General features: G+C 66.4%; 28 protein-coding genes and 1 pseudogene. 1 reads left to right on the plus strand and 28 read right to left on the minus strand.

The genetic code is table 11. The annotated features are described in order from the left end of the window. Positions 1 to 136: 136 nt before the first annotated feature. From OG241_RS07805 to OG241_RS07930, 26 genes and pseudogenes are all read right to left on the minus strand, one after another. Positions 137 to 445 carry a hypothetical protein gene (locus OG241_RS07805; protein ID WP_405814500.1) on the minus strand — a complete coding sequence of 103 codons (309 nt, stop codon included), beginning with the start codon at positions 443 to 445 and terminating at the stop codon, positions 137 to 139. Further along, positions 438 to 1148, minus strand: a complete 711-nt coding sequence (locus OG241_RS07810; protein ID WP_405814501.1) for a hypothetical protein — start codon at positions 1146 to 1148, stop codon at positions 438 to 440. The genes OG241_RS07805 and OG241_RS07810 overlap by 8 nt, the downstream gene beginning before the upstream one ends. 149 nt (positions 1149 to 1297) lie before the next feature. Further along, positions 1298 to 1567 carry a hypothetical protein gene (locus OG241_RS07815; protein WP_405814502.1) on the minus strand — a complete coding sequence of 90 codons (270 nt, stop codon included), beginning with the start codon at positions 1565 to 1567 and terminating at the stop codon, positions 1298 to 1300. Between the two features lie 102 nt (positions 1568 to 1669). Next, on the minus strand, positions 1670 to 2122 hold the full coding sequence (locus OG241_RS07820; protein ID WP_405814503.1) for a helix-turn-helix transcriptional regulator: 453 nt from the start codon (positions 2120 to 2122) through the stop codon (positions 1670 to 1672). 331 nt (positions 2123 to 2453) lie between these two features. Continuing rightward, positions 2454 to 2576, minus strand: coding sequence for a hypothetical protein (locus tag OG241_RS07825; protein ID WP_405814504.1), 123 nt, complete (start codon positions 2574 to 2576; stop codon positions 2454 to 2456). Positions 2577 to 2809: 233 nt separating this feature from the next. Then, complete coding sequence (locus OG241_RS07830) at positions 2810 to 4276, minus strand: hypothetical protein (RefSeq protein WP_405814506.1); 1467 nt, start codon at positions 4274 to 4276, stop codon at positions 2810 to 2812. A gap of 89 nt (positions 4277 to 4365) precedes the next feature. Beyond that, entirely contained in the window at positions 4366 to 5175 is an 810-nt protein-coding gene (locus tag OG241_RS07835) for a hypothetical protein (protein ID WP_405814507.1), read from the minus strand. Between the two features lie 30 nt (positions 5176 to 5205). Continuing rightward, positions 5206 to 5904, minus strand: coding sequence for a hypothetical protein (locus OG241_RS07840; RefSeq protein WP_405814508.1), 699 nt, complete (start codon positions 5902 to 5904; stop codon positions 5206 to 5208). A 95-nt stretch (positions 5905 to 5999) separates the two neighbouring features. Further along, positions 6000 to 6362 (minus strand): HNH endonuclease, encoded by a 363-nt coding sequence (locus tag OG241_RS07845; RefSeq protein WP_405814509.1) that lies wholly within the window; start codon positions 6360 to 6362, stop codon positions 6000 to 6002. Between the two features lie 5 nt (positions 6363 to 6367). After that, positions 6368 to 6538 (minus strand): hypothetical protein, encoded by a 171-nt coding sequence (locus OG241_RS07850; RefSeq protein ID WP_405814511.1) that lies wholly within the window; start codon positions 6536 to 6538, stop codon positions 6368 to 6370. Between the two features lie 96 nt (positions 6539 to 6634). Then, the gene (locus tag OG241_RS07855; protein ID WP_405814512.1) at positions 6635 to 7717 is read right to left on the minus strand and encodes an AAA family ATPase; all 1083 of its coding nucleotides are present in this window, start codon (positions 7715 to 7717) and stop codon (positions 6635 to 6637) included. A 101-nt stretch (positions 7718 to 7818) separates the two neighbouring features. After that, positions 7819 to 8379, minus strand: a complete 561-nt coding sequence (locus OG241_RS07860; RefSeq protein WP_405814514.1) for a hypothetical protein — start codon at positions 8377 to 8379, stop codon at positions 7819 to 7821. After that, complete coding sequence (locus OG241_RS07865) at positions 8376 to 8951, minus strand: hypothetical protein (RefSeq protein WP_405826896.1); 576 nt, start codon at positions 8949 to 8951, stop codon at positions 8376 to 8378. The genes OG241_RS07860 and OG241_RS07865 overlap by 4 nt, the downstream gene beginning before the upstream one ends. Before the next feature lie 131 nt (positions 8952 to 9082). Further along, positions 9083 to 9235 carry a hypothetical protein gene (locus tag OG241_RS07870; RefSeq protein ID WP_405826898.1) on the minus strand — a complete coding sequence of 51 codons (153 nt, stop codon included), beginning with the start codon at positions 9233 to 9235 and terminating at the stop codon, positions 9083 to 9085. 68 nt (positions 9236 to 9303) lie between these two features. After that, positions 9304 to 9354, minus strand: a pseudogene (locus OG241_RS07875) (hypothetical protein); the annotation flags it as partial. Between the two features lie 129 nt (positions 9355 to 9483). Continuing rightward, complete coding sequence (locus OG241_RS07880; protein ID WP_405814515.1) at positions 9484 to 9897, minus strand: SsgA family sporulation/cell division regulator; 414 nt, start codon at positions 9895 to 9897, stop codon at positions 9484 to 9486. Between the two features lie 383 nt (positions 9898 to 10280). Further along, entirely contained in the window at positions 10281 to 13079 is a 2799-nt protein-coding gene (locus OG241_RS07885; RefSeq protein WP_405814516.1) for a UvrD-helicase domain-containing protein, read from the minus strand. A 320-nt stretch (positions 13080 to 13399) separates the two neighbouring features. Then, the gene (locus OG241_RS07890) at positions 13400 to 13645 is read right to left on the minus strand and encodes a hypothetical protein (RefSeq protein WP_405814517.1); all 246 of its coding nucleotides are present in this window, start codon (positions 13643 to 13645) and stop codon (positions 13400 to 13402) included. A 476-nt stretch (positions 13646 to 14121) separates the two neighbouring features. After that, positions 14122 to 14766: a TetR family transcriptional regulator gene (locus tag OG241_RS07895; RefSeq protein ID WP_405814519.1), complete on the minus strand. Its 645-nt coding sequence runs from the start codon at positions 14764 to 14766 to the stop codon at positions 14122 to 14124. 223 nt (positions 14767 to 14989) lie between these two features. Then, entirely contained in the window at positions 14990 to 16897 is a 1908-nt protein-coding gene (locus OG241_RS07900; RefSeq protein ID WP_405814520.1) for an AAA family ATPase, read from the minus strand. Positions 16898 to 17047: 150 nt separating this feature from the next. Further along, positions 17048 to 17401 (minus strand): hypothetical protein, encoded by a 354-nt coding sequence (locus tag OG241_RS07905; RefSeq protein ID WP_405814521.1) that lies wholly within the window; start codon positions 17399 to 17401, stop codon positions 17048 to 17050. 190 nt (positions 17402 to 17591) lie between these two features. Beyond that, entirely contained in the window at positions 17592 to 18008 is a 417-nt protein-coding gene (locus OG241_RS07910; RefSeq protein WP_405814523.1) for a hypothetical protein, read from the minus strand. 407 nt (positions 18009 to 18415) lie between these two features. Continuing rightward, entirely contained in the window at positions 18416 to 20101 is a 1686-nt protein-coding gene (locus tag OG241_RS07915) for a hypothetical protein (protein ID WP_405776142.1), read from the minus strand. 110 nt (positions 20102 to 20211) lie between these two features. Next, the gene (locus OG241_RS07920; protein ID WP_405814524.1) at positions 20212 to 21453 is read right to left on the minus strand and encodes an AAA family ATPase; all 1242 of its coding nucleotides are present in this window, start codon (positions 21451 to 21453) and stop codon (positions 20212 to 20214) included. Positions 21454 to 21790: 337 nt separating this feature from the next. Continuing rightward, positions 21791 to 22837 (minus strand): hypothetical protein, encoded by a 1047-nt coding sequence (locus OG241_RS07925; protein ID WP_405814526.1) that lies wholly within the window; start codon positions 22835 to 22837, stop codon positions 21791 to 21793. A 110-nt stretch (positions 22838 to 22947) separates the two neighbouring features. Continuing rightward, entirely contained in the window at positions 22948 to 23883 is a 936-nt protein-coding gene (locus OG241_RS07930; RefSeq protein ID WP_319094560.1) for a hypothetical protein, read from the minus strand. 271 nt (positions 23884 to 24154) lie between these two features. Here OG241_RS07930 and OG241_RS07935 point away from each other — a divergent pair, with 271 nt between their 5' ends. After that, positions 24155 to 24625 (plus strand): LysM peptidoglycan-binding domain-containing protein, encoded by a 471-nt coding sequence (locus OG241_RS07935; RefSeq protein ID WP_405814528.1) that lies wholly within the window; start codon positions 24155 to 24157, stop codon positions 24623 to 24625. A 641-nt stretch (positions 24626 to 25266) separates the two neighbouring features. On the opposite strand, the gene OG241_RS07940 is transcribed toward OG241_RS07935, so the two are convergent. Both OG241_RS07940 and OG241_RS07945 read right to left on the minus strand, forming a co-directional pair. Then, complete coding sequence (locus OG241_RS07940) at positions 25267 to 25785, minus strand: hypothetical protein (RefSeq protein WP_319094562.1); 519 nt, start codon at positions 25783 to 25785, stop codon at positions 25267 to 25269. Positions 25786 to 25849: 64 nt separating this feature from the next. Next, on the minus strand, positions 25850 to 26197 hold the full coding sequence (locus tag OG241_RS07945) for a hypothetical protein (protein WP_319094563.1): 348 nt from the start codon (positions 26195 to 26197) through the stop codon (positions 25850 to 25852). Position 26198 lies beyond the last annotated feature (1 nt).

The following is a 26198-nucleotide window of genomic DNA, read 5'->3' on the forward strand; positions in this document are numbered from 1 at the left end:
TGGTGAAACTGCGGCCGTCCGAGGTGCGAACGATGAAGTCCAAGCTGCGCTTGGCGCTTAGCTCAGGCCGTGAACGGCGTCCCGGTGGTCGTGAGTGCGTTCATGGCTGATGCCCCTCCGTATCGAGGCTGGTGCTTCAGTCGGCTCCCGGAGCAGAGCCAGGGAACTCGCGCACGACGGAGACCAGGAGCGGCCCGAAGGTGTCGAACGGGCCAGCTGCGTGCTGTTTCCCGTGCGGGGAGGCACTGTGGAAAAGAGCAACAGGGGCCTCCAGCAGGGTTCCGGACTCGCCGCACTTGGGGCACGCCCATGCCCAGCCGACGACGGGGGCGTGGACGATCTGGCCATCCTGGATGATCCAGTCGAAGCGCTCGGCCAGCCTGTGCTCGTCGGAGGCGATGGAATCGGCGTCGAACAGCTCGTCGGGCACGGTGAGTTCAGGCATCGGAGGGCTCCTCTCGGCTGGCAGTGGGCCCCGGCAGCGCCGGGGCATCGAATGACGAGGCTTCGATGGAGGGCTCGGCACCCGTCAGCCGGACGACCTCCAGAACGTGGGCCTCGATATCGGCCCGGGCCTGGGCGACGACCTGCTCGCCGGCCTCCACGAGTGAGTCGACGGTGAACTGGGCGTTGCTGCCCGCACCGGCGACGGCGTTCTCCAATGCGTTAAGTGCTTCCTTGGTGGCCCTCACGCCCTTCTTCTCGTGGATCGCCTCGTGCAGTGCCGCCGTGGCGGACTTGACGCGGACATACATCCGGTCGGTGACCTCGCGGACCTCCCGCAGGCTTTCGGCTGTGCGGGGCTGATGAGGGATCTCGGGTACGAAGGCGTTGTGCTCGGTACGCCGGATGGTCACCGGAACGCCGCTGCCGAGACCCATGGAAGACACGAGCGAGCCCCACTGCGCGAGGCTCATCTCGATTTCCACGACCTCTCGGCCTGGATGGACCCAGTCGTGGTTGAGGTCGCGTTTGCGCGTGGCCTCGCGAACAGAGAGGGAGATGGTCTCGTTGTGGAGCAGGTCGGACTGGAACAGCGAACGACCTCCACCACTCCTCCGCGTCACGACCGCGACGCCGAAGGCGGGGTGGATCTCACCGCCGTGTTCCGCGTCGATCGCTGGGTCCTGGGTTGGACGGCGGCTCATGCCGGCACCGCCTCAGAGGTCTCAGCCTGCTGGGTCTGGTGCTCGGCGGTCCCGCCCAGAAAGCCCAAGTAAGCCTGGGCGTAGGGGTTGGCCGGTTTGGTCATGACGGATGTACTGCCCTTTCTCTGACGTGCGGGGGGATGTTGTGGCTACGGCGGCGAGCACAACGGCATGACGAAGCCGGAGAATCCGTTGAACGGAGACCCCGGCTTGTCGTACGGGGGACAGCTGACCAGCACGCTGGGCTTCCCCTGGGCCGGGTGCGTGGCATGGACGGCGTCGGCCCCCTCCTTCGCGGGGGTGTTGAGCAGCATCTCGCACTCGTCCCCGTGACCCCAGGAGAAGTCCTGGCACTCCGCGGTGTCGGCGCGTGTGGTCGCCTCAACGGGATACAAGCCGTCCGGGAGCCGGACGTTCACAGGGGCGCTGTGAAACTGGCAGCCGCCTCACCATGCCCGCCAGCGCAGCGGCAGGGTACTCGTCGCCGCGCCCCTGCGGGCGCAAGGTGCGGGAGAGGGGCGTCAACAGTCGTCATCCAGGGGCTCCAGGACGTCGGCCGCCGTGATGTCGCCCCGGATCAGCAGGAGGGCGACAGCGTGGGCCCGGTCGTGCGCGCCGGTCTTCTTGTAGATGCGCTGCAGATGGGTCTTGATCGTGTCCTCGGCGAGGCACAGGTCCACGCCGGTCTTTGCGTTGGACATGCCACGCGCCACGCGGACGATGACCTGCTTCTCACGGCCGGTGAGCGGGTGCGTCAGCGAGGGCGGGAGCATCCCCCGGTCGCGCAGGTCGCCAAGCCTGCCCCGGTGGAACGCCGCCTCCAGGTGGGGCGTGACGGCCCGCAGGTAGGTTGCGACGACGTTGCGCTGCGACAGCCAGGCCGCCCGCGTCTTCTCTGTGGCGTCGGCCAGGTCGAGGGTCAGTTCCTCGCGCCAGGTCGGGGGGCGCGTCTCGGTGGGTTGGGCTAAAGACATGTCAGCGCTCCTTGCGCTTAGGGAACTTCGAGAATTGCCGGCCGTGCGTGAGCATCGCGTCGGCCAGGGTTTGGCCCGCCTCTGGGCGGCAGATGGGACACAGGCGCATCGTCTGGTGGGTTGACGGGCTGGCCGTCCCGGGTACGGGGTCGGCCGTCGGCGCCCCGCTCGGGCCCCTGCTCGTCGGTGCTGATCCAGCCCGCCACGCACGGAGGCTCGTGCATGCGCCTGCGCTCGGCCCACGGGCACGGGCCCCGACCAGCCGAAGTGGTGCTCTGCGGGCGGCGGGGCCGCTGGAGGCCGGGGCCACGGACGTAGTCGGGGACGTCGCTCACCCCGGCACCTCGTCCACTCCGCGGTCGTTGACCGAGGTGCCGGGGCCGTCGACCGTGCGCGGCTGCCGCTCGAACGTCGGCGGCCCTGCCAGCTCCCACCGCAAGGTGCCGAGCGTCACGGGCTTGCCCACCTCGGCGCGGGCCTTGAGGCGCGGGTGATGCGCGGTTCGAAGCGCGCAACGCCTTCGGCTTCAGGAACCGAGCCAACCAGCGCCTGCGCTCACGCTGTGCGACCACTCGTCGCAGCCAGCGGCAGGCGCACCCCCACTAGTCGGTATCCGGCGGCGGGGCAGCGCGATAGCTGATGCGCGTGCCGGTGCGTGGCGGGAGTCCGGGCGCGCCTCAGCCGGGGCTAGACAGGGGCCGAGGCCGGTTTCACGCCTCCTCGGCGTCCCAGGCCGTACGCGATGCGGAACGACTCAGGCATGTCCCAGGACCCATCGGTCCTGGGGTGCACGACGCCAGCGGCAGTGAGCTCTTCGAGGAGGTCGTGGTAGCGGGCCAGGTGCCGCATGCCGCTGGGGCACGGGTCCGCCGCGCGGGAGCCGAGACGGCGAAGACGGTCTGGCAGGCACGCGTGGTCCCACTGGGCGATGACCTGGGCGGAATCGATCGGCAGCTGCTGCCCGGCCAGCGGAGCGAGTGCCGCGCACACCCACGGCATGGCCTGCTCGACCTCTGCGGCGCGCGCACGCGCTCCCTCCGGCACGCCCCGGCGGATGTCCCGGTGGTGAAGGGCGCGCGGGTGGTCGGGGTGATCGTCCAGGGCGTGACGCACGGCCTCCCTCAGTGCGATGAGGAACGGGCGCGGGCTGAGTCCGCCGACGCCGTCCTGGAGATGCGTGAACATGAACCGGTATGTGGAGCCGCTGCGGGCGGCCGCGCCCGTGTACGGGTCCGCGATCACGGTGAAGAGGCGTTCCTGCGCGGCGGGATCGGAGGTCAGTTGCTCGGGGGCGCTGAAGCGGCCGTCGGGGGTGAGCCTCCAGCCCGGGGTCAGAGAACGGAAGGCGGCGGCACCCTCACTGGGGTGGTTGGCCAGGAGCTGGAAGAACAGCCCGTAGAGGTGCGTTCCGGTCACCTGGCCCCAGTGGTCCGGCGTGCTCCAGTTCAAGTCGGCCGTACGCAGAGCAGATCGGGCCTCGGACGTGAGCGCCCACAGGGCCGCGTCGAGGGTGTCGGGGCGGAGGAAGACCTTCGCCCTCACGCGCGGCCCGAGGCGGGCCAGGTCGGCAGCGAGCTGAAGGACTCCGGAGGCGAGGCGATCCGTAGTGCGTTGATCGGGGTGGAGCCGGTCCAGGCTGTCGAAGACAACCAGATGAGTGCGGCCCTGCGAGTTCAGGTAGGCCACGGCCTGGCGCAGGGCGTCGGGGTTACGCAGCAGCCACTGCGCGCGGTCGCGCCAGCTGGGCAGATGTGTGAGGTCGCAGACGCCCAGGGCGGTCAGGGCGACAGCGGTCCACACCGTCACGGGGCGGATTCCTTCGCCGAGCAGTGCCTCCAGCTCCGGCGCGGCCGGATAGCCGTCGCTGTCTCCTGTGGCCCCAGGGGCGGAGATCACCCGGGTATCCTCCAGGCGCGGCATCTTCAAGTCATGGGCGGCTGTCGCACGGAGGTCAGGGTCGGTCAGGACCCGGGCCCACAACGTCTTGCCGACTCCGGGACCGCCGCGGACCACGCTGCTGTCGATGAACAGCGCGGGGCGGCAGCCGGGCGTGTAGAGCATGGAGGCCGGCAGTGTGGCGGCGTCGCGGGTCAGCGCTGTGGTAAGCGCGTCATGTATGAGCGTGCGCAACTGGCCGGGGTTGGGGAGCGTCATCACAGGGTCGTCCTTCCAGTAGGGGCGTGCGGCACGCGGGCGTGGTGGTCGCCAGCGGGCGATCAGTCGAAATCCGTCTCGGACAGCCATTAGGAGCAGCCCTCCCGCAAGAACCAGCCGCGCGCGTTGGCGTCGTCAACCTGGGGTGCCGCATCCCCTGTCGGTCGCGGGTGCGTTGTGAAGTCAGTCGCCTCTTCGCCGGCCTTGCCGATCTCTTCGCCGATGTACGCCGAGAGGAACTTGCTTGACAGCAGGTCGAAGCCGTACCGCTCCGACCAGCGCTTGAGGTACTCGACGGGCTCAGCGTTGCCGGGTTCGTCACGCACCTTGCCGATGGCCTCGGCGATCCACTTGAGGGTGTCCGTGCCGGGCCACTCCGGCGAGGTGCCCAGGCCGAGCGCGATCGCGTCGACCACGTCGGTGTCAGTGAGGGGCGTGCTGGCCCCGCTGCCGTTCGCGCGGGAGAGCGGCAGCTCGTAGTCCGGGATGAAGCCCATGGCGAGGAGCACGCTCTCGGGCAGCTTGTAGGCGCCCCAGATCGCGCCGGTCGCGTCCGTGGGGCTGCCGCCGCTGGAGAGCCCTCCGGAGATGTAGATCCTGTAGTCGGCGACCGTGAGGAATGTCGTCTCCCGGGAGTCGAGGGCCTTTTCGAGGTTGTTGATGATGACGAGCCCGGCGCGCCGGGCGTACTCGATGAGCACTTCGCCGTTCTCGTCGACGAGGTCGGACTCGCCGTCCAGATCCGGCAGCAGCTCCTCCAGTTCAGCCTCAGGCTCGTCGAAGGTGAAGAGCGAGGCGTCTGTGATCTCTTCGAGCAGCTGACGGCCTCGGTCGAAGTTCGGCGGTTCGGTGCTTTCGGCCGGGAAGGCGATGGTGGCCGTGAGCATGCTCGCGCCCATGATGATCTGCTCCTTCGGTGGTGGGGGGAATCAGCGGGTCGGATCAGTTCTGGATCCAGCCGAGGACGTCCTCGACGCCCTGGTCGTAGCTGGCCCTGACCGCCTGGCGCAGGGTCGCGCGGGGTTCTCCAGGTAGTGCAGCGCGGCGCTGTAGATGAGGTTGGCGGCGTCGCGGACCTGCTCGTCCTCGGGTCCAAGAGCACTTACGTCGTCGGCGGCCCGGTTCACGGCTTTGCCGATGCGAGCCTGGAGGAAGGCTGCTTCGAGAGACTGGCCGTGCCGGTCGATCAGGGCCTCGATCTCGCCTGCGAAGACGGGCTTTTCCTTGGGGTGCGCGTCCCAGGTCTCGTGCTTGCCGGGGACCTTGTACTCGACGCCGTCGCAGAGTCGGCGGATCTCGTCCAGCACGGCGAGCACGGAGGCGGAGATCTGGTCTTCCTCGAAGTGGTGGAGCTCACGGGCGTGCATCTCGGTGGTCTGCGCAGCGGACACCGCGTCGGCCGCCTCGTTCCGGGAGATCAAGCGTTCCCAATCCCCCAGCGTCATGAGGACCCGGCCGTCGTGGCACGAGGTGAGCCCGGGCGATCCGGTGGCGGTGATGAGCCGGCCCTTCAGCTCGTTGAAGCGCTGCTCGGGCCGAAGCTCACTGCTCTCCTCGGAGTGCTTGGCCTGGCACCTGCCGAACAGATGTCCTTCGGACCACTCACGGTTGTCGCGTTCCTGGTTCACCGGAGAGGTGTAGCGAGCGGAGGTGTCGCGCTCCGCGCCTCAGTTCGGGCAGATGATGCAGGCCATGAGTGTGCTGCTGATGCGTGTCGGGGTGGTCAGTGCTTCTTGCGCCGGCGCGCGAGGCGCCAGCGGTAGAGGGGGCTCGGCGCGCGGTTGGACTTCCGCCGGTTGTGCCGGCGGCAGAGCAGCTGGCCGTTCCACAGTTCAGTCGGCCCGCCACGGCTCCAGGGGTGTATGTGATCGGCCTCGGTCCCCGGTGCGTGGCACCGGAACCAGAGGGGCGGCTTGTGCTCGCACCGGCCGTTGGCCTGGCGGATGAGCTGCTGCTTCTGGGACCAGCTGTAAAGCCGGGTGGGGTCCCGCCAGCGCCGCTTATGGCCAACGCCGATGGCGAGGCACAGGATGCCGAGCGCAGCGACGGCCAGGCAGGCGAGCAGCACAGTCGGATCTGGCTGCATGGCGCTCAGTGCGGGTCGTTGCCGAAGGAGGTCAGCTCACGCCTGGTCGCCCAGAACAGGTCCTCGGAGTCGATGACCGTGACGAGACGGGCCTTGCCGAGGCAAAGGTTGGCCCTTCGGGGCTCACGATGCTCTGCGCCGGGGCCGGGCTCGGAGACGATGCGGTACTTGGGCATGGTCGAAGGCTGCTTTCTGTACAGGAACGCGTGAGCCGGACAGCGAACCGCCGAGGAGACCGGAGTGGCTCCTCGGCGGTTCGGATGGGGACGTCCTCAGAAGTCGATGGAGTACTTCGGGGGACGGCGCAGGGTCACCGCGGCGGCACGCAGGTCCTTCTCGTCGTCGGGCGACCTGTCGTCCTCGTCACGGAGGTCGGTGAGCGTGAAAGCACCATCCGGGAGCAGGTAGCCGTCCTCGGACGGGACGGCGTCGCGCATGCGGAACTGCAGCTCGGTGCCGGAGTCCCAGTCGTTGATGGTCTGCAGGCTGTCGCTGTTGAACAGATCGACACGGCCATCGAAGACGTCGGTGTCGCCGTTCTTCCAGGTGATGTGGGCCTCGATCCGCGAGCCGGCGTGCTCACTGCGCTTGATGTTCAGGTCACCGATCACCTCAGCGAACGACTCGCCCAGGCACAGCTCGAAGGCGATCGCCCGCAGGTGGTCGAAGTTGATGTCGTACTTCCGGGAGAAGTCGACGATCTCGGCCACCTGCTTCTCGGCCACTCCGGGCACCTGGTCGTGCAGGTAGGTGGCGACCGTGTCGGGCTCGGGGTAGGCGAAGCGCATGTGGTAGTGGAAGCGGCCGGGGCGGTTGAGCATGTAGTCGTTGACGCGGTGCAGTTCGTTGACCGACAGGACGTAGAGGCGCTTCGTCGTACTCAGCCCGTCGAACAGGCTCAGGAACTGGTTCTGCGACTCGTCGTCCTCGTTGGAGAAGATCTTTTCGAACTCGTCGAAGACGACGACGACTTCGCCCAGCTCGTCGAGGAAGGCGGCCAGCCCCGGCGTGTCGTGCTGTACGAGCACGGTGGGCAGGTGGTGTTCCTCGCGCATCCGCTCGGCGAGCAGGCGGAGCATGAGGCTCTTACCCATGCCCTTGTCGCCGGAGAGGATGACGCCGAGCGAGCGGTCCATGGCGGAGTAGCCGGTGACGATCCGCTGTACACGGGAGGCGTGGCTGCCGTAGACGGTCTCATCGGCGGATCCCAGCGGCTCCGTCTGGCGCAGGCTGTAGCCGGTCACCTGGGAGAAGGAGATCGTGTAGGTGGCCACGGGCAGATCGGCGAAGGTCTGCACGGAGTCCCCGTAGAGGCGGAACTCCCCGCCGGAAGCGACGATCGTGGATGCGGGCATGAAGGCTTCTCGCTCTCGCAGGAGTTGAGTGGGTGAAAGCTTCGGCTTATCTGCGGGGATCGGGCCGGGATCACCGGCCACCGGGTACCGGCGGGCGCGGCTCACGCGGCTGCTTCTGTTCGTGCGGGAGTGGTGAGCGGCAGGTAGAGCGAGCGTTGGGAGCGCTTGAAGTCGCCCACCACAGTCCAGCGCTCCATGGGCCTGAAGGTGGCCGGGTTCGGCGGGGGGTTGTAGTCCGGTTTCGCTGGCACGCTGGCGATCACCCAAACGTCCATGTAGGCGCCGGGGTCCACACGGTCATAGCGGACAGTGGGCCGGTTAGCGCCAGGGGCATAGCTGGTGCCGTAGCCGTAGGTGACCCGCCCGGCGAGTTCGTTGCGTAGGGCCATCGGCTCGGGGAAGTGCTCCATGGGCTCGGCGGTGTCTCGGCCGGGCTCCGGCGTAAACCGCGCGAAGTAGTGCGCGTACACCAGCCCGGTCGGGCTGGTGGTCTGGCCGGTGGCGGTGTTCCACCAGCCGCTCCTTGGCTTCGCCGCCCAGTGCAGGTCATGGGAGTAGGGGCCGTTGTCGCAGCGCTCGCGGGTGTAGGGGTGCGTCACCCGGCACCCGTCCATCGCACGCCGGGTCACCAGCAGGGTGCGGCTGGGCTCGGGCGGATTCACCGGGGTTCCCCCTGCACGTTACGGATGATCTCGGGCAGTTCGGCGTTGACGGTGGCGGCGGTGTACTCCACGGACAGCAGGGCGTCGTCTACGAGCTGGCGGCCGGTGGGCTTGCCGGGCGTGACGAGCGTGACGGAGCCGAGGATGTGACGGACCGTGACCATGGTGATGAGGGTGGGCCGGTCGTGGCGGGTGCCGGGCTGCGCCAGGAACTGGAAGCCGTCCTCGTATGAGCGGTAGGGCCGGTCCCAGTCCTGGTACGTGTAGGGGATCTTGGCGGCCAACTGGTGGTGCTCAAGGGGGAGTTCAACGGTGAGCATGAGGTCTCTGCCGTATTCTTCGTCGTAGCCGACCGTCACCTTGTGGAGGTCGGCCCGCCAGTCGACCAGGCCGGGCGACATGACCGGCGGGGTGGCGATCTCCCAGGCGACATTGGCGAAATAGATGGGATCCAGCGGCTTCTGTTCCGGCTTGGCCCAGTGGTCCTGGAACCGCTCCTCCCGCGCGCCGACGTACGAGCCGTACCGGCTGTAGCCGTCGCTGGCCCGCTCCTCGCCCCCCTTCCGATCCACGTGGACGATAGGGTCCGGGATCCAGATCTTGCTCACTGCTGTTCCTCCTGTGCGATGTAGCGGAGCCGCTTGATGGCCCTTCGGGTGACGCGGTCCGCGTCGTCGGGCAGATGGCGGCGGGGCAGCGGCACTCAGCGGATCGGAAGCCCGCTGTTGTCCGGGGTAATAAGGAGGTGCCCCAGGGAGTTGTGCAGCTCGGCGATGCGGCCCTGGTGGGCGCCGAGTGCGACATCGACGAAGTTCTGGGAGCGGCGGAACAGGCAGCCTCGCGTGAGGGTGTGCATTCCGCCGGAGAAGAAGCCGCGCCGACCGCGACCTTGCCGGCGTCGTCGAGGTGTGCCGACAGGCTGAGGACCCGGTCGCTCAACCGCTGGACGGTGCCGTCGGTGAAGTAGTGCTTCATCAAATAGGAGCGGTCGATCACGAGGTAGACGGCGGCGCGGTCGCCGAGGCCGTCGCTTTTCCGGGGGCTGCTGCGCGCCGCTCCTGTGACATGGCGGCGCGGATCTTCTTACGCGGGACGGTGCTTGGCTCAGTCGGTCAGAAGCTCGTCGAGGAGGCGGTCGATGTTGACGGATTCAGACTCCCGGCCTGCGGGGACGACCTCGAAGGTCTTGGCGAGCCAGGCCTTGACGGAAGCTGCCGGTCCTTCAAGGCGGGCGTATCCGTCGTGGGATTCCAGTTCGATGCTGAGGCAGCGGTTCTGATGAGGGCCGATCGGAGTGATCTTCACGTCACCGATGCCGGCGGGTGCGGTGAGGCCCTGGGCGAGCAGTTCCCGGGCGAACGTCCACCGGACCACCGTGTCGGGCGAGACGTCAAAGGAGGCCTGCACCGCGTAGGGGTCGGTGTTCTTGTAGTACAGCCGCACGGGGACGAAGACGCTCAGGTCCGGGTCGGTCACGAGTGTCATGCGGATCTTCAGTTCCAGGTCGGGAAAGTCCATGGGTGGATTCCTGTTCTTCGGCGGGAAAGCGTGGTGCCGGCGGGAGGCGAGGCCCGGCGCTGCTCAACACCGCCGTCCCGTCTAGGTCTCTGTGCGGGAAGGGGACATGACGGGTGCGGCTGGCTGTACCTGGCGTTCTGCCAGGGCGGTGACGGCGAAGAGGACCTCGCCGTGGATGGCTCATTGGTCGAGGTGGTGCCAGGCTTCGGCGTGGCTCTCGGCGAGCGGTCCGTCGTACGCCTTCGTGCCGGGCGCCCTAACACGGTCATGGTGTGACCAGTTGGGGGCTGGGTCATTCAGGGGTGTGGCGTGTGGAAGACCGCAAGGGCAGGTGCCTCTCGTCGAGAACACCCGCCCCTGCGACATGAGGTGGCGGCGGTTGGTCAGACGGCCGCGGTGACCGCGGAGCGGTCATCGGTATCGCCAGGAGCAGCGCTGTCGTTGTCGTCCAGGAGGTCCGGATCGATGCCGAGGGCGCGAGCGGCGTTCCTCTTGTCGCGCTCGGTCAGAGCCGTCACGATCTGCTCGTAACTGCTCTGGATCGGCGGGTTCTTCACGGTGCCGTAACCGAGTACGTACTGGCTCTTCATGGCACGGGTGAAGGCGACGTAGAACATCCGCTTGACGTCCTGGGTCATCTTCGTGTCCTCCCTGTAGAGGACGACAACGTTGTCGAATTCGAGACCCTTGGCACCGTGGATCGTTGAAACGACCAGGTCGGCCTTGGACTCGAGGTTCTTCCGCTTGCGTTCCTGGTTCTTCTGCTTGTTGATGTTCAGCTTCTGCTGGTTCCGTCGAATCTCGAAGGAGAGCAGGTTGTCGCGCAGCCGGTCGAAGAACGCCACGTGCGTGAGCGTGCCCTGGTGGCAGAGCGTGACCCATCCGTTGATGGTCGTGCTGTTCTCGATCCACCACTCGGAGATCGTGCGCAGGATCGCCTTCTCAACGCTGGCGTTGGCGGCATTCTTCGCCAGCTTGTCCATGTTGTCCTTGATCCCCTGGGAGACCACGAACGCGGCGTTGGCCGGCTGTGCCTGCAGGACATCGTTCCAGAAGAACTTGATGTACTTCGAGAAGATGTCCGTGGCGTAGACCCGATCGCTGACCAGAGAGGCAACGCGGCGGTCCGGGTAGCGCTTTTCGAGCACATCCTGGATCAGGGACACCTCGCGGCGTGAGTAGGCCAGGAAGGCCACCTGCTCGCCCCGGTCCAGGCACTTGTCCACGTAGTCGGGGATGACCGTGTTGCGCACGGTCGCCTGCAGGTCCTGGGTGACGAACCCGGTGAGTCTGGCCACCTCGCGGTACTCCAGGGTGACCTTCTCCTGGAACGAGTCCGCCGTGGGCATGGCGAGCGAGTTCGCCTGCAGCTGGATGTTGGCGAACTGGTTGGTCTCCAGTCCGCCGAGCACGACGTTCGCGAAATCCAGGATCTCCTGGTTGCTCCGGTAGTTCGTCGTGAGCTTGAAGGTCGCGAAGACCCCCGAGCCCTCCAGCGTGTTGAGCGCGCGCGGGTTCGCCGAGCGGAACTCGTACAGCGTCTGCGAGGCATCGCCGACGATGAACAGCGACTGAGCGTGCTTGGTGATGTACTTCAGCACGTAGATGAACTCAAACACGCTGTTGTCCTGCACCTCGTCGATGATGAGGTACTTCGACTGCACGTGGGCCGGCTCGGCCATGTCGTCGATCTTCTGGTAGCAGATGATGATCTGCAGCTCCAGTGACGTCTGCTCGATGCGGTCGAGCAGGGCGATCACCTCGTCGAAGTGGCTCTCGACGAAGGTGTTCAGGGCAGTGAACGCGCCGGTCCTGTTCTGGTCGAGCTCCAGCAGACGGTGGCGGAACGTCGCCGCGAACTTGCTGTTCGGGTAGAAGATGTCGATCGAGTTGATGATCGTGTCGATCGCCGAGACCTTGTGCCTCGGGTGGTTCATCGAGTAGATGTCAATGATCATCTTGGCGATCGTCATCGAGCCGACGTCCGGGTTCTTCTCCGTGATGTTGTCGGCAGCGGCGTTGGTGAACGAGAGCACCGTGATGTCCGAGGCGGAGACACCGCAGACCTCGAGGTACTTGATCCGTTCGAGGATCACGGTCGACTTGCCGGTGCCGGCTCCCGCCTGCGTCATCACCAGCGGCTCGTGCGTGGTGAGCGCGTCGAGCTGCTGCTTGGACAGGTGGGGCGGCAGATTCGGAGGCGTGGCCGGCTGAGCAGGCACGATCAGCTGAGGCTTCATATGCTCCAGATGGTCGAGCGTGTGGTTCATCAGCAGGCTGAGGTTCTGCTTCGACAGCTTCGCGGCGATCTGGTCGGAGAAGGTCGCATCCACCTGCTTGTGGATCCGGCGGTAGGCCTCCAGCGGGACGTTGTAGTTCTCCAGGTAGCGCAGCTGGACGGCGAGCATGTTCAGCTGCTGCTCCGTCGGGCCCGCGGGCATGTCCTGGATGTAGCGGCAGACCTCGTCGGCAATCACCTCGGAGTCCCAGATCTGGGCCAGGCGCGTGATGCGCTCGTAGATCGAGTACTGGCGCATCCAGTCCTCGAACTCATCGCCGAGGCTGGAGGCCGTCAGGCCGGCGGATGTGAGCACGTCCTGGACGTAGTCACGGGCGTTCTCCAGCGGGCTGGTGTCCCACTGCAGGAAGACGGCGGCGTCGTGGTTGCCGTAGCCGGCCGAGCGCGAGACGGCGGTCGCGTACTCGGGCTCGGGGAGCCCCTTCTTGAAGAGGTACAGCTCCATCCGGTACTGAATGACGAGGTCGCGCGTGGACTTGCCGCCGGACTTGTCCTCGTAGAACACGAGCGCCTGCGGGGTCATGTCGAAGACGACGTCCCAGTTGTCGAACTGGCTGGACGAAGTGTCCACAGCGAAGCGGTCGTCGGCGTGCGGGCTCGGCAGAGTGAAGGACCCGCCGGCGTTCAGGGCGCGGCGCGTGATCGGCGCGAGCGGGATCGACGTCGTGGTGATGTCGTGCTGTGTCGAGCTCTGCTTGACCTCGATGTCGGTGGCCATGGCGTAGGCGGTGTTGGTGGCAGTGTTGACCGGCAGCAGGGACTCGTTGAGCAGGCCGATCTTCTTGCCGTTGCCGGTGAGCTTCGAGGAGAAGAACTTCGGGTCGACAGCCTTCTGGGCAACGGCATTGGCCGAGAGGTCGAGGTCATCAAGCAGGACAGGCATGTCGTTGCCTTTCTCCAGTGGATCGAGAGGCGGGTTGAGAGAAGGTATAGAAAACGTCGCACAGCAATTAAGACAAGAATGAATAGTCAGTCGAATGCTCGAAGGCGAGCGAAAAGCGCAGCGACGGGGCTGGTCATGGGCGCGGGTACGAACACGGGCGGGGCTCTCGTCAGCCGACGAGCCCCGCCCGTGTTCCTCTCAACCCACCCGTCAGGGGCCGTCAGGCCCCTGAATCCGGGGTATGTGGCGAAGCCACATACCCCGGACACCGCGCGCTACCCAGGCGCGCGGTCGTTCATCAGCGGCAGCTCATCTCACTTCTAGGTCGAGTCCGAGCGCCGGTCGGGACCATCGACGGCAGCATCGTCGGCATCGAGATCCCAGGGACAGGCCGTGACGAGGGAGCCTGCGGAATCAACCTCGACCAGGCCGAGCATGAGGCCCAGTTCGCGGAATTCATCGGTGCTCCGGACACGGGTGGTGAGGTTCGCTCGGGCCGCAGCAGAGAGCTCCATGGCTCGCTTTCGGTGCTCTTGGAGCAGAGGTTCGGGGAGCATGGTGGACATGGCTGTCCCCCTTTCTGAGAAATGAGGGCGTGGGGGGCGAGGTACGTCGCCGGCGTGCTTCAGGAAGACGAGCGGCAGCAGATAGTCCTGTTATTGGTGCCGTCTCAGCGGGCCACGCAGCACCTCGGCGGCGCCCAGCAGGTGCTTCTCAAGCTGAGAGAGCGACAGTGGCATGACGGACGTCCTTTGCACTGCCCATGGGCAGTGGAATCGGTGGTGCCCGGCCGGGAGGCGGGGCGCTGAAGTCGGCTGGTGGGGAAGGGCGGTCCTGCCAGGTGTGGGCTGGCCGGAGCCGTCGCTGGCCCGTGGCCGCCCGATCAGCGTGTCGATCACATTGGCGGTCACGGCCAACGCGGTACTCCTGAGAGGGTTGTGGCGGGTACCCCGCCCGTCTGGGCCGGGGTTGGCGCACCACATCACGACCGCGAGCGTGTCGCCGGTCGGACATCGCGTGCTCGACTCGCGTCCCTGAGGGGTCACGCAGTCGGCAGCTGGACGGCGGCGGTTCCGCCGGATACGGCCCGGGCGACGATTTCGACCAGCATCTGGCGAACCACCTGTGAGTCCGCTGTCTCGGGGTCTTGGCGCCCGGCGGCCGCGGCAAGCAGCACCGTCAGCGCCTCGGCCGCAGCGAAGGATTCGTCCGCCGCACCGGGTGATGACGGACGAGCGGTGATCGCGTACTCCAGGTGCCCCAGGAGACCGGAGAGCATACGGCGGCGGATCTCGGTGAACCGGCTGTCCTCCTCGGCCGCCCGCAGGTCGACCACCCGCAGGACCACCTCGTGCTCCCGCCAGAACGCGAAGAAGGCGTCCACCGTGCTCCCGGCCGCGTGACGCCCGCCGCCCCACCCACTGCCGATCTCCGCGTAGATCAGTCCGTCGCTTCCCTCCTGCGCCACGGGCCGTGCCAGGTCCAGGACGGCCGCGTCGACGTCTGCGAAGTACTGATAGAAGGTCGCGGGCGAGGTACGCGCGCGACGGGCGACATCGATCACTCTCGTCGCGTGATAGCCGTGTTCGGCCAGCAACTCCTTGAGACAGAGCAGCAGTTGGCTGCGAGTCTTCAGGCCGCGTGCCCCGATCGGGCGCCCTGCGGTGGTCCGGATCTCCTCGGTCATTTCACTTCCTGTCAAGTGGGGTGGCACCGGCTGGCCCCTCGGAGCCGGGCCGGCGGCGGCCGCGTCTGATCCAGGCCACGGCCGCCTGACGCGGGAGCGTGTTCGCCCCCGCGATGCTGGTCAGGGGCCAGCGGCGTTGTGATGTCGTCGACGGACATGACGCCGAGGGCTCCTGTTCCGCAACACCCGGAACAGGAACCCTCGGTGCGATGCGGACGGCTGCTCAGTCGTCCGACGGGGATACCGAGGCTGTGCCGCCGGTCTGGGCAGCGAGCAGGTGGTCCTCGATCCAGGTGCGAACAGCCTTGCGCGCTGGCCGCGCCCCCTGGGAGTCCACGTAGGTGGTCTCTTCGATGGCGCGCAGTTCGTCGTCGGGCATCGACGCCGGCAGCGCCTGGGCCAGCCGCGGCTTGGCCTCGACGATTCGTTCACGCTGCCGCTCGTAGTCGGCGGCCATGATCTGCCGGTAGGTCTGACGGTCGATGGGGTTGAACCCCACAACCAGTGAGAACCGGCCCAGCAGCTCGGCGTCGAAGAACTGCTCCAGTGTCTTGTTGAGGCTCTGGGTCGAGATGGTCTTCGGGTTGTTGCCGAAGCCGATCATCTTGCCGTCGAGCGAATCACGGGCGGCGTTGGTCGTGCAGATGACCAGGGCCTTGGAGAAGTCCAGCATCTTGCCATGGGCGTTGCGGATGTAGCCTTCGTCGAACGCAGAGAGGAACAGGCGCTGCACGGCCTTGTCGGCCTTCTCGAACTCGTCGAGAAGGATCACCCGGTGGGGGTTGGACTCCAGCGTGTCGAACGGGAGCTCCTGGTTGGAGTCCGATCCGACGTACCCGGGAGGCGCGCCGATGATCTTCGACGTCGACCATGCGCTGTGGAATTCGGTCATGTTGAGGATGATCGGCTCGGCGCCGGTTGTCTCCTCAGCGATGATCTTGACTGCCTCGGTCTTCCCCACGCCCGAGGCCCCGGCGAACAGCCACGTCGTGGGCGTCTTCGTCGGGAACAGGCCGAGCTCTTCGCGGACCAGACGGTCCGCGAGCGTGTCGAGCACGTCGTCCTGGCCCTGCAGGCGGCTCGTGAGCGTGGCGCTCAGCGCGGCGACGTCGAGGTCCTTGCGCTGGGCGTTTCCGGTCATCAGTCGCTTGGCCACATCGAGCACACGGGTGTTGGTCAGCGGCACCTGCGGGATGGACCGCAAGGTCTGCGCAAGTGCTGTGTCGCCGGCGTTCTCGGCCTGGACGATGAGCTTCTTCTGCTCCAGGACCCGGTCAGCCATCGCGCGGTCGAGCAGGGTGATGGCATTGTCCGGCCGGTGCTGGCCGGCCCGCGAGTTTGCTTCGGCGATCTGCACCACCGAGGCCAGGACGTCGTCGGAGACCCCGATCTGGTAACGGTAGTGCGCGATCAGGCCGGGCCGGACCGTGGTCATCACGGCCAGCGTCTGTTCCACGCTCAGCTCGTCGACGATGAGCCGGGTGAAGCGGCGGGCGAAGGCCGGGTCCTCGTCGAAGGCCCGAGACTCGGTGCTGGTGGTCGCGCCGATGACGGACATGTCACCGCGGGCAAGAGCCGGCTTGAGGATCTGCGAGATCTTGCGGCCGACGGCGTCGCCATGGCTGCCGGACCCTCCGGTGATCTGGTGGATCTCGTCCATGAACAGGATGGCCTTGTTCTTGGGATCCGAGGCGAACGCGACGATCGCCTTGACCCTCTCCTCCAACGAGCCGACGACGCCGGTCCCGGCGATGATGTTGGTGATGGGCAGCTCGTAGATCGTGTGGTCCTTGAGCTGGTCCGGGATGAGGGTGTCACCGAGCGCGATGCGCCGTGCGATGTCCTCGACGATCTTCGTCTTGCCGACACCGGCGGAACCGACCAGCAGAGCGTTGGGCTTGGTCTTGCTGATGACGACCGAGAGGACCTGCCCGATGAGCGTGTCACGGAACATGGTCGGATCGGCGTTCTTGAACTTCTCGTTGTAGTCGACGAGGAGCTCCTTGACGTCGTCGGCGCTGCCACCGCTGGACGGCAGTCCCACGGGCGGGAACTGCGGAGGGACGCTGCCGCCACCGCCGTTGCCCTTGTCGTCGTCGGAGCCGCCGGGTGTGAAGTTGCTGAGACCCACCGGGTCCTCCTTCGGTGCGGGTCGCTCGGCATGGTGGCGCGCTGGATGGATGCGCCACGGTGTCCCGAGCAGGGATACGGATGGGTGAGAGGGAAGTCAGGGGCCGTCAAAAGCGGCACTGCTCTTGACGGTTTTCGAGGAGCGGCATGGTCAGCTGACCTCGATATCGCCTGGCACGGTGGTGGGCGCCGGCTTGGTGAGCGCGGCGGCAACCTCTTCGAAAACGGTGACTGCCTTACGAAGATCAGCGACGATCTCCGAGGCGATGTCGGCCGGGTCTCCGAGTTCCTCCACGTCCTGGGCGGGGATGTCGCGCGCAGGCCAGACCATGGGCCGGGCGTCGGCCGGTCGGGTGGCAGGAATGGTGACGAGGACGGTGTCGACAGTCGTCCCGGACTGGGAGAACACCCGGGCCGGAAGTGCTTCGACGAGACCACCGCGCTGTTCCACGAGCTTTCGGAAAGCTGTGATGCTGCAAGTCTGTTCAGTGACGGTCCACGACATGACCGACACCAGCAGCCCATTCGGTTTCAGAAACCGTAGGCGTGGGTGACGTGGGCCATGGCGGTGCCACGGGTGAACGATGGGTTCATCAGCACCCGGTAGCGGGGTGGTGGCCGAGAGCTGACAGGCCCACAGGCATCGAGCAGCCGGAGTGGGAAGCGACAGGCTCGCAACACGGCGTCAAAGCTGGTCAGTTGCCTTCGCCCTCTTGGTCCAGGTGAACGTCGAGTTGCGCGCCGTCCGACGGGCGCAATAGTTCCGCCAGCGCGCCCAGTGCCCGCGTCAGCGCCGCATCGTCGAAGTCGCAGGTCTCGCTCGGCTCGTCTTGGTCCTCGACCTCGGCGTACAGGTCCACGTTCCGGGCACTGTAGTCGTCGTGCCCCATGCCGAGCTTCGGCCCCACGTTCGCGAAAACAGCGACCGCGTACGGGCCCGGAGCGATAGCGCGCACCCGACGGGCGACCACTCGCAGCCACGCGGCCTTCTCAGCGCCGGCCACGGTCTCTCGGATCGCGGTGAGCATCTCGGGTTGGAGGGCGTCGAGCAGCGGGCGCAGCGCCGCCGCACTGTCACGTGCAGCGGATGCCTCGGTGTCGGTGCAATGCATAGGTTGCCTTTCTGACGTCGAGGGCTGCGTCGTCAGTTCAGGGGCGGTGAACCCGGTCCCCGTGTACGTAGGTGTTGCCCGGTACGAAGAAGGGTGGCGTACCGGCAGAGGTGTTCAGCGCCGAGCCAATGAGTGCCCGCGCCTTCAGCAGATGGACGCGCACGGAAACTGACGCGCCGTTTTCGGCATGCGTCTCGACCGACGACGTGCAGCGCCAGTCGACCTTCAACGCTCCCGAAGGCTATGAGCCGAACGCGATCGCCTTGGGCCTGCGACCGTCGAAAACACCATCGGTGTCCGTGAGTTGCACTGCAGATGGATGGGAGGAGGCCAGGGATCGTCAAGAGTGGTGCCGATGAGGAGAGTTGGACGGCACCGCCCTTGACGGATTTTGAGGTGCAGCAAGGTCAGACGACCATGCCGAGGAGCCTCTGCCGGATGCTCGGATCGATGTGCTGCATCGAGTCGGCGTAGCGTTTTGCCAGGTCGACCATGGACGACCAGTCCATGGCGGAGCAGGGTGCGTAGTACAGGTTCTTCGGGTGGTCCTGACGCTTGGACGGCGGCAGCCAGTCGAAGTCGGTGACCATGAGCGAGAGCCTGCGCTGGCGCACGGGGCTGGCGTTGATGTACTGCCAGATCTGCGTGTACTCCGTTCCACCCGACACCTTCGGGATCCTGCGGAACTCCTTCCAGATCTGAGCCGTCGACTTGTTCTCCGTGCGCAGCATCACCTCCTGGGACAGGAAGTGGCTGAACGAGTTGAAGTACAGGTTGATGTTGAGCTTCTTGGCGATCTGGATGAGCATCATGACCGCCTCCTGGTAGTTCTTCTCGGAGATCGAACCGGAGGTGTCGATGTAGATGTGCAGGTCGGGCATGTACTGCACCGAGGTGATCCGGCCTGGCTTGTTGAAGTCGTCCGGGTTGCGGCGGTTGGCCTTGAGGAAGGTCGCCTTCGTCGTGCGGAAGATGTTCTGCGACTTGATGACCTTGCCCATCCGGCGCAGCACACGGGTGATGTCCTTGAGCAGGTCGAGCTTGCTCGGCGGCTGCTTGCGGAAGGCCACCTGGGCGCTACGGCTGCCGGGCTGGCCCGGTTGCTGCCTGGCTCCCAGGGTGGCGGCCCGGGCGGCGGCCCGAGGCAGCGACGTGAGCTTGGACAGCGACGTGTTCGAGACGACCTTCACCGGCGAAGCCAGCGACTGGTTGATGAGGTTCCACTCCCCCGTGATCTTTGCCGCACTGGCCCGGGCATGGGCCTCGACGCTGACCAGGACGAGGGAGCGCGGGCAGAACAGCTCCCCGATCGTGAACGGCAGGACGCCTGTGTCCGGGGCGGTGTTCTGCTGGCTGGCCTGAGCCCGCTGCTGCTCGGCGTAGTTCATGAGCATGTGCACGAGCACGCGGGCGAAGGAGTGCTCATCATTGGCGTCAGAGTCGTCCTTGCGCACCAGCAGCGACTCGGTGAGTCCCTTCAGGGACAGGGTTGTGAAGTCGTTGAGCAGCTTGGTGGTGGCCGGCGGCAACGCACTGGCCATCGTCTGTGTCTGCTGGGACAGCCAGTTCTTGAAGTCGTCGAAGGCCGCAGAAGACTGGAACCAGAATCCGAGGGTGTCGGGGTGGAAGGTGTAGGCGATCGAGGCGAAGAAGGCGCTCCCGTCGCCGGTCCCCGCCAGCAGAGCCTTCGCGGCCGGGAGGACATCAGCCTGCGCGGTGTAGAGCACTCGCGGGGAGGGTGCGGGCATCTTGTTCTGCTGTCCGGCCTGGACGGCGAAGAGTTCGGCGACCGGCAGCGGTGTGCCCTGGTCGAAGTTGATCAGGGTCTGCCCGAGCAGCTCCTTGACGGTCTGCTCGCTGGTCACGTTCAGCGTGTCGCCGAGGCAGCTCAGGACCAGATCCGGGATGCCCCCCGTCAGATCAGCGCCCTGGGCGTCGGTGATGCTCGCCGGGGCGTTGGGGTTCAACGGCTCCAGCAGCGGGTCGATGAGGGTCTGCTGGATCGCCGGCATCGGGTCGTAATCACCGGTGCACGAGATGGTGTGCAGTGCGTCGAGTACGGCCGGCTTCTGGTTCGTGACGGTGATCGTCATGGGTCGTGGTCTCCTTCTGAGGACAAGGCAGCGGCAGAACGCCGCCGGCGGTGGGGAGTTGCAGCAAGGACGGCAGCCCACCGCAGTCCCCACCACCCATGAGCGAGCGATCAGAGGAAGGCCGAGAGGACCGGCTTGGCCTGGTTGACGATCGGAGCGTCGATCTCCATGAAGGCCTCCAGGTTCTGGCGGTCGATCTGCTGGCTGGTCACCATGTCGATGAGCGTGCGGGTGTGCGCCGGCTCGATCTGGGTGATGGCCTGGGCCAGCTGCTCGATGAGGCGCGCGTTGTCCTTGCTCTCCTTGAGCGCGTACAGCAGCGACCCGGACTTCTCGTTGTCGGTCAGCGTCACGATGACCGCGGCCATGTCGGTCATGGTCGCCGCGGCCTTCAGGCTCTGGTAGCAGTTCGGCTTCGGGACGTTCACCCGGTTCTGCTGCACGCTGCCGGCATTGCTCGCCAGGTCCTGGGCGATAGTGGCCACGAGCTGCGTGGTGAACATCGTGTCCCCGACGTAGGCCTCGATGGCCTCGTTCAACAGCGAGGTCTCACGGTCGCCGATCTGGACCGGGGTGGCCAGGCACTGCGCCAGCTGCTGCGGGTCGGCCGCGTTGAGCCACTTCGACAGGTTGTCGATGGTGCGCGGTGTGGTGAGCTGGTTCATCTCCTCGCCGCCGTCGAACAGATCGGCCATCGTGACGTTGCCGTTGTCGTCGTCGTCCTGACCGTCGGCGACGATGGCCACGGGCGTCGACTTCTGGAAGATGAGCGCGGGGTACTGCGTGAGCACCGTCTTCACCCAGGGGTTCATGTTGTCGCCGAGGACGGACATGAGGGTGGCGGCGTCGGGCTCGACGTGGAAGATCGCGAAGCGGGACAGACTTGCCTCGTCAAGCGAGGTGACGTTGCCCCTGTCGTTGCCGGCCACGACGATGCGGACGTTCTTGGGCAGCTCGACGTACCCCATGCGGCGCAGCGTGACCAGGGTCAGCGCGCCGGAGGTGACGTCCGAGGTGGTGCGGTTGATCTCGTCGAGGAAGAGGATCGGCCACTCACGCGGGTTCATCTCGGCGTAGTCGATGCACTCCTGGATCACCTGGTGCGGGTAGAAGACCTGCTTGTAGCTCTGCGTGCCGTCGTCCTTGGTGTACAGCACCAGGCGTGCACCGGTGAGGTCGGCCTTGTCGGCGAGCTGGTTGCACGGCAGCGTGAAAGCCTGCGTGCCCATGGCGTAGGCCAGGGCCTCGACGAAGCTGGACTTGCCGATGCCGGGTTCGCCCATGAGAGCGGGCGTCGCGCCGACCTCGAGCGACTGCTTGATGAGGGTCGTCAGGGTGTCGTTGAACTTCATGGCGATGTCTTTTCTGTCCGCGGGCGAGGAAGAGAGAAAGAGAAGAGATGTCGGAGGACGGCGCTGCTGCTCTCGGCGTCGCCGAGGCTGCATGGGCCGTGAACGGTCCTGTGGCGCGGGCCGCGCTGTCGGAACCCGGCGGAGACCTGCGCTCCCGCCATTGGTGGCGATGGAGCCCCGCTGCACATCGCCACCCGATCGCGCTCCGCGCGATCCAGCACTGTCCCCCACCTGTGCTCGGGACTGTCACAGCACCCGCCATCCGTCCCACCCGCTGCCGGTGGCAGCAGATGAACCAGGACCAGAAGCAGCAGCAGGCGCAGGAACAGAGCGTCAGTCAGTTGGTCGACGAGGAACGGGCCTCGCGGTCGGCCACGAGCGCAGCCGCCCGGTCGAGGAGGAAGGGCCGGCCGTTGCGCCGCTCGCTGTGCTTGGGGCGTGCAGGGATGACATCGACCGCCGCCTTGTAGAGCAACCACGCGGTATCGCCCGTCGAGTACTCGACGCCGACGGCGCTGTAGGCGCGCAGTTGCGTCCGCATCCACCCGTAGAGCGAGGCAAGAACGGAGAACTCCCAGCGGGACATGTCGTGGTTGAAGTCACCGGGGTCCCGGAGCTGATGGCGTGCGCTGGCCAGGGTCTGCTCGACGATCGCCTGCGAGTAGGGGATGTCAGGCATGTCCTCGGCGGTGTCGACATCTGATGCCGAAGCACCGGAGCTCTCGCTGGCGTTCACGGCCAGCTGCGCGTAGAGGTCCTCCATGGAGGCGCAGGCCGGCGCGCTAGTTGCTGCGTTGACGCGAGCGACGATGAGATCGGGCACCGGCTGGCGGGTGAAGGTCGACCAGTGGTCCAGGAGCAGTTCGTACCAGCCGTGTTCCTCACGCAGGACGCGCTTGCCGGCGGCCACGGGGAAGTCGTGGAAGTTCTCCGGCAGCGGCATGACGAGATGGAAGCCCCGGCCGGACATCGACAGCTCCGAGTAGAGGATGCCCGGCAGCCGAAGCAGGTCTGCGGCCACACCTGACGGGCAGTCGGCCTCGATGTCGAGGACGAGCAGCCCGTCAGTCTGGGCCTGGAGGTAGAAGGCGGTGTTCGCGGCCTCCGGTATCGCCGCGGTGAGTTCGTCGAGAGTGAGCAGACAGGTCTCGTCCAGGGCGAAGGCTCCGCGTAGTGGGCCGGCGTGCTGACAGCTGGAGGTGCAGCCGGCGAGCAGGTGCCGTACGTCGATCGGGACCTTGCGCTTCGGCGGCTTGGTGGGATCGTCAGGGGTCTCGTCCCCGATCTGTCCGGAGATGGTCCACCGACAGGCACTGGCGAGAGTGCGGATCGCGGGGTTGCCGTAAAACTGCGGGAACCAGGCATGGGGGTCGGCTGGAGTCATCGTGGGACGCACGCTTTCGATCGGAGGCGTGAGGAGGGGAAGAGAAAGACAGGACCCCCGTACTGCTGCACAGATGCGCGTACGGGGGTCTCATCGATGATCAGCGTGGATCAGCCCTGGTAGGTGATCCCCGCCTGCTGGGCCTCGCCGGAGCCGCCCCAGGGGCCGGTGGCCACCGGCGCACCCACCGCCGAACCGTTGTCCTTGAGGGAGGCGTTCTCGGCCTCCAGGCGCGCAAGCTTCTCCACCAGGGTCTCCTGCTGGGCAGGAGCCGGAGCGGGAGCTGCGACCGGAACAGCAACCGGAGCAGGAGCAGCAGCGACGGGCGCAGCCACGGCGGTCGCCGGGGCCTGAGCCTGCGCGGCCACGGCCACAGGCGCGGATGCCGGCTGCGGGGTCGGGAAGGACAGGCCGTCCTCCACTTCGGTCGCCACCGGGACGGCGGCAGGGGCAGCACTGGCAGGAGTGGTCTGAACGGGGCGCGGCGTGCCGTTGAGCACGATGCCACGCGCAGCCAGCTCAGCCGGGTCGACGCCGCCGGCATTGTAGTAGCGCGGCTCCTCGTGGACGATCACCTGTTCGAGGGCCAGGCCGCGGTTGTTGAAGTCCTTCGGCTTGTAGGTGCGCAGCACGAGCGTGACGTCGAGGCCCTGCGCGAGCTCCTGGCCGGACTCGTCCTGGTCGTAGGTGCCGTCGCCTTTCGGAGAAGGGATCGCGATGATCGGCAGAGTGCTGCCCTTGGAGTCGATGGAGTAGTTGGCTCCGGTTTCGGGCCGCTTCGGGGAGTCGTAGCGGCGCTCGGAGACGAACTGTTCTTCGAGGGTGGGGTTGTTCGGATCGGCGCACTGGACCTCGGCGTGAATGATCGTCGCGGTGATGTGCGGCTTGCCGACGGGGGTCATGCCGTTTTTCGTCCTGCGCTGATCGCTGGCAACGAGCTCCGCGCCCTCGATGAGGCGGGCGAGTACGGCGAAGCCGAGCTTCCCGCGGATGAAGACGTTCTTGCCCTCGGTGATCTGGCTGGCGGAGATGCGGTAGTTGGCCATGGTGATGCGGTTCCTTCGTTCGGTCTGGCGGTCGGTGACTCAGGGGTCCATTGGGGGGCTATCGGATAGGATTCGGACTGCCATCCGATCTCCTATTATATCAACTTCGGTTCGGCTATGAGTAGAATGTCGATGTAGGACATGAATGGCTGTGCGTGCTATTTGCAGAGGAGTTGGAGCAGGGATGGCGGCTGGGACTCAGAGGCCAGTGGGGACGGCTTCGAAGCCGTCGGCGCAGACGAGAGCAGCGGCCGGGAGTCGCGTCGGCCCGATGGGCTTCGGCAACGGACCCGTCATCGCCGCCAGCGTCATGGTGGCCGGAGCGGCGCTCTTCGCCGGATGGGGCCTGACGCAGCTTGCGACGTCCGACGGCGGCTTCATCCAGGCACTGCAGGGCAATCAGGCCCCGGTCAGGGCACCGGTGAATCCCGGCGAGAAGAACGCCGGAGGCGGCAGCGCCCAGCCGCCGAGCGAGGGCGGCACGGGGAAGCAGGACGAGAGCAGGGCGAGTCAGGATCCGACCCCGGGCCGCGGCGACGAGGACAAGCCCAACGGATCGGGTGCACCAGTCGAGGCGAAGCCCGCGCCGAAGGCGAAGCCCTACACCATCAAGCCAGGCGATACGCTCACCGCGATCTCAGGGACGACGGGGGTGCCGATCGGCATCCTGGTCGAGACGAACAAGATCCAGAATCCGGATCTCATCTACGCATGGGCCTCACTGCTCGTCCCGCCAGTGTGACGACCCGGCACATACCGAGCCTGATTCGATGCCCTGATCGCGGTGAAGCGGTAAGGGCATCGTCGTCATCTCAGGCGAGGACCCTGCTCCCCGACGGCCTGCAGGTCCATCAGTCGCGTACGCAGCTGATGCAGCTGCTCGACCTCGTCGTTCATGGACCGGATGCCATCCGGTGCGTAGTCCTGCGGGTATTCGAGCTTGTACTCGCTGAGCAGCCCACCCGGTGGGGGCGAGGGTCGCGATCTCGAACTCGGCCGGGTCCAGACGCTGGCCGACGCGGTAGAGACTTCCCTCAGGGTCCCGCCAGATCGTGGTCTCGCCGCGGTAGACGCCGGCGCGGTTGCTGTGGAACTTGACCGTGAGGTCCTCCGTGCTCAGCGGTTTGCTCATGATTGTCGAAGGTGCCGAAGACGAACTGCGCGGCCTCGTAGGGCTCACCGCGAGGCGTCACCCGGGACCGGCGTGAGCCGGTCCGCGGTATGTCTCCGCGCAAAGCACTCGGCCCGGGTTCGACGCCCGGATCAGCTGTGCTGATCCCCTCCCCTCTTGCGAAAACGGAGCACTGAAACAGCGTCAGAGATCAGACGACCCCGCCGGCCAGGCTGCCGACGGGGTCGTCTGAGGTACGAGGTCGTGGTCTCTCACGCCGCATCAGTGTCATCGGACTCACCCCGGCCAAACAGGAATCCGCGGACGTCACCGTTCTTCATCATGTCCTGCAGATGCGCCAGGAACACCGCGCGCTGCGTGGCCCGGCGATCGGCTAAAGAGTCGTACTCGCGCAGTACCTTCAGATTGACGACCCAGCCGTTCTCCCGAGAGATGGCCTGGTCAAGCTGAGAGTCCGGCACGACATCCATGCCGGTGAAGGCGTGGTCGAACTCGGCCGCGATGTCGAGGTGTTGATTCGACTCATCGATGTAGAGCGTGTCGACGCCGACCTGCTGGCCGGCCTTGTCGAATGCCACGAGGAACACACGGTCCGCCCTGGTGGTGTTGTCGACGTGGACCGCTGCAACGTTCGTGTCACCGATGAAGCTCGTCTTCTCGAACCGCTCGTACACGCGAGCACGAGCGTCATGGCACCACATGATGCGCCGGGCTTCGTTGAAGCCTTTGAACTCGTCAGAGTTGGACGCTTCTGGGTGAGGGTGGATCATCGGTGCGCTCCTTCATATGCGAGATCCGGGAGGATTCGCGTTCCGGACATCCGTCCGCCCGGGGTTATCCACGTCCCTGGAACCCCAAGGCGACGGGCGGGGAATAGTGAATTGACCGCGCGATGATCCGGTACCAGACGTCCTGTTGGAGCCGCCGTTCCTCCCAGGACGGATCCGCCGACTTTTCCGCGATCGCTGTGCGGTATTCCGCAAGTGCCTGTTCGTCGTCGAATTCGACGTAGTGATTGATGTGAAGAGCCGAATCCCTGGTCTCGACGTGCCACATGGTGCAGCGGACCATCTCCAGGTCCTGATAGAACCAGGGTTCCCGCTTCTCCATCCAGAGCCAGAAATCGTCCAGGTGGCCGTGGGCGTATTCGGTGGCTTCAAAGGTGTAGCCGAGATAGAGCATG

The sequence above is a fragment of the Streptomyces sp. NBC_01390 genome (assembly GCF_045040105.1).
Taxonomy (GTDB): domain Bacteria; phylum Actinomycetota; class Actinomycetes; order Streptomycetales; family Streptomycetaceae; genus Streptomyces.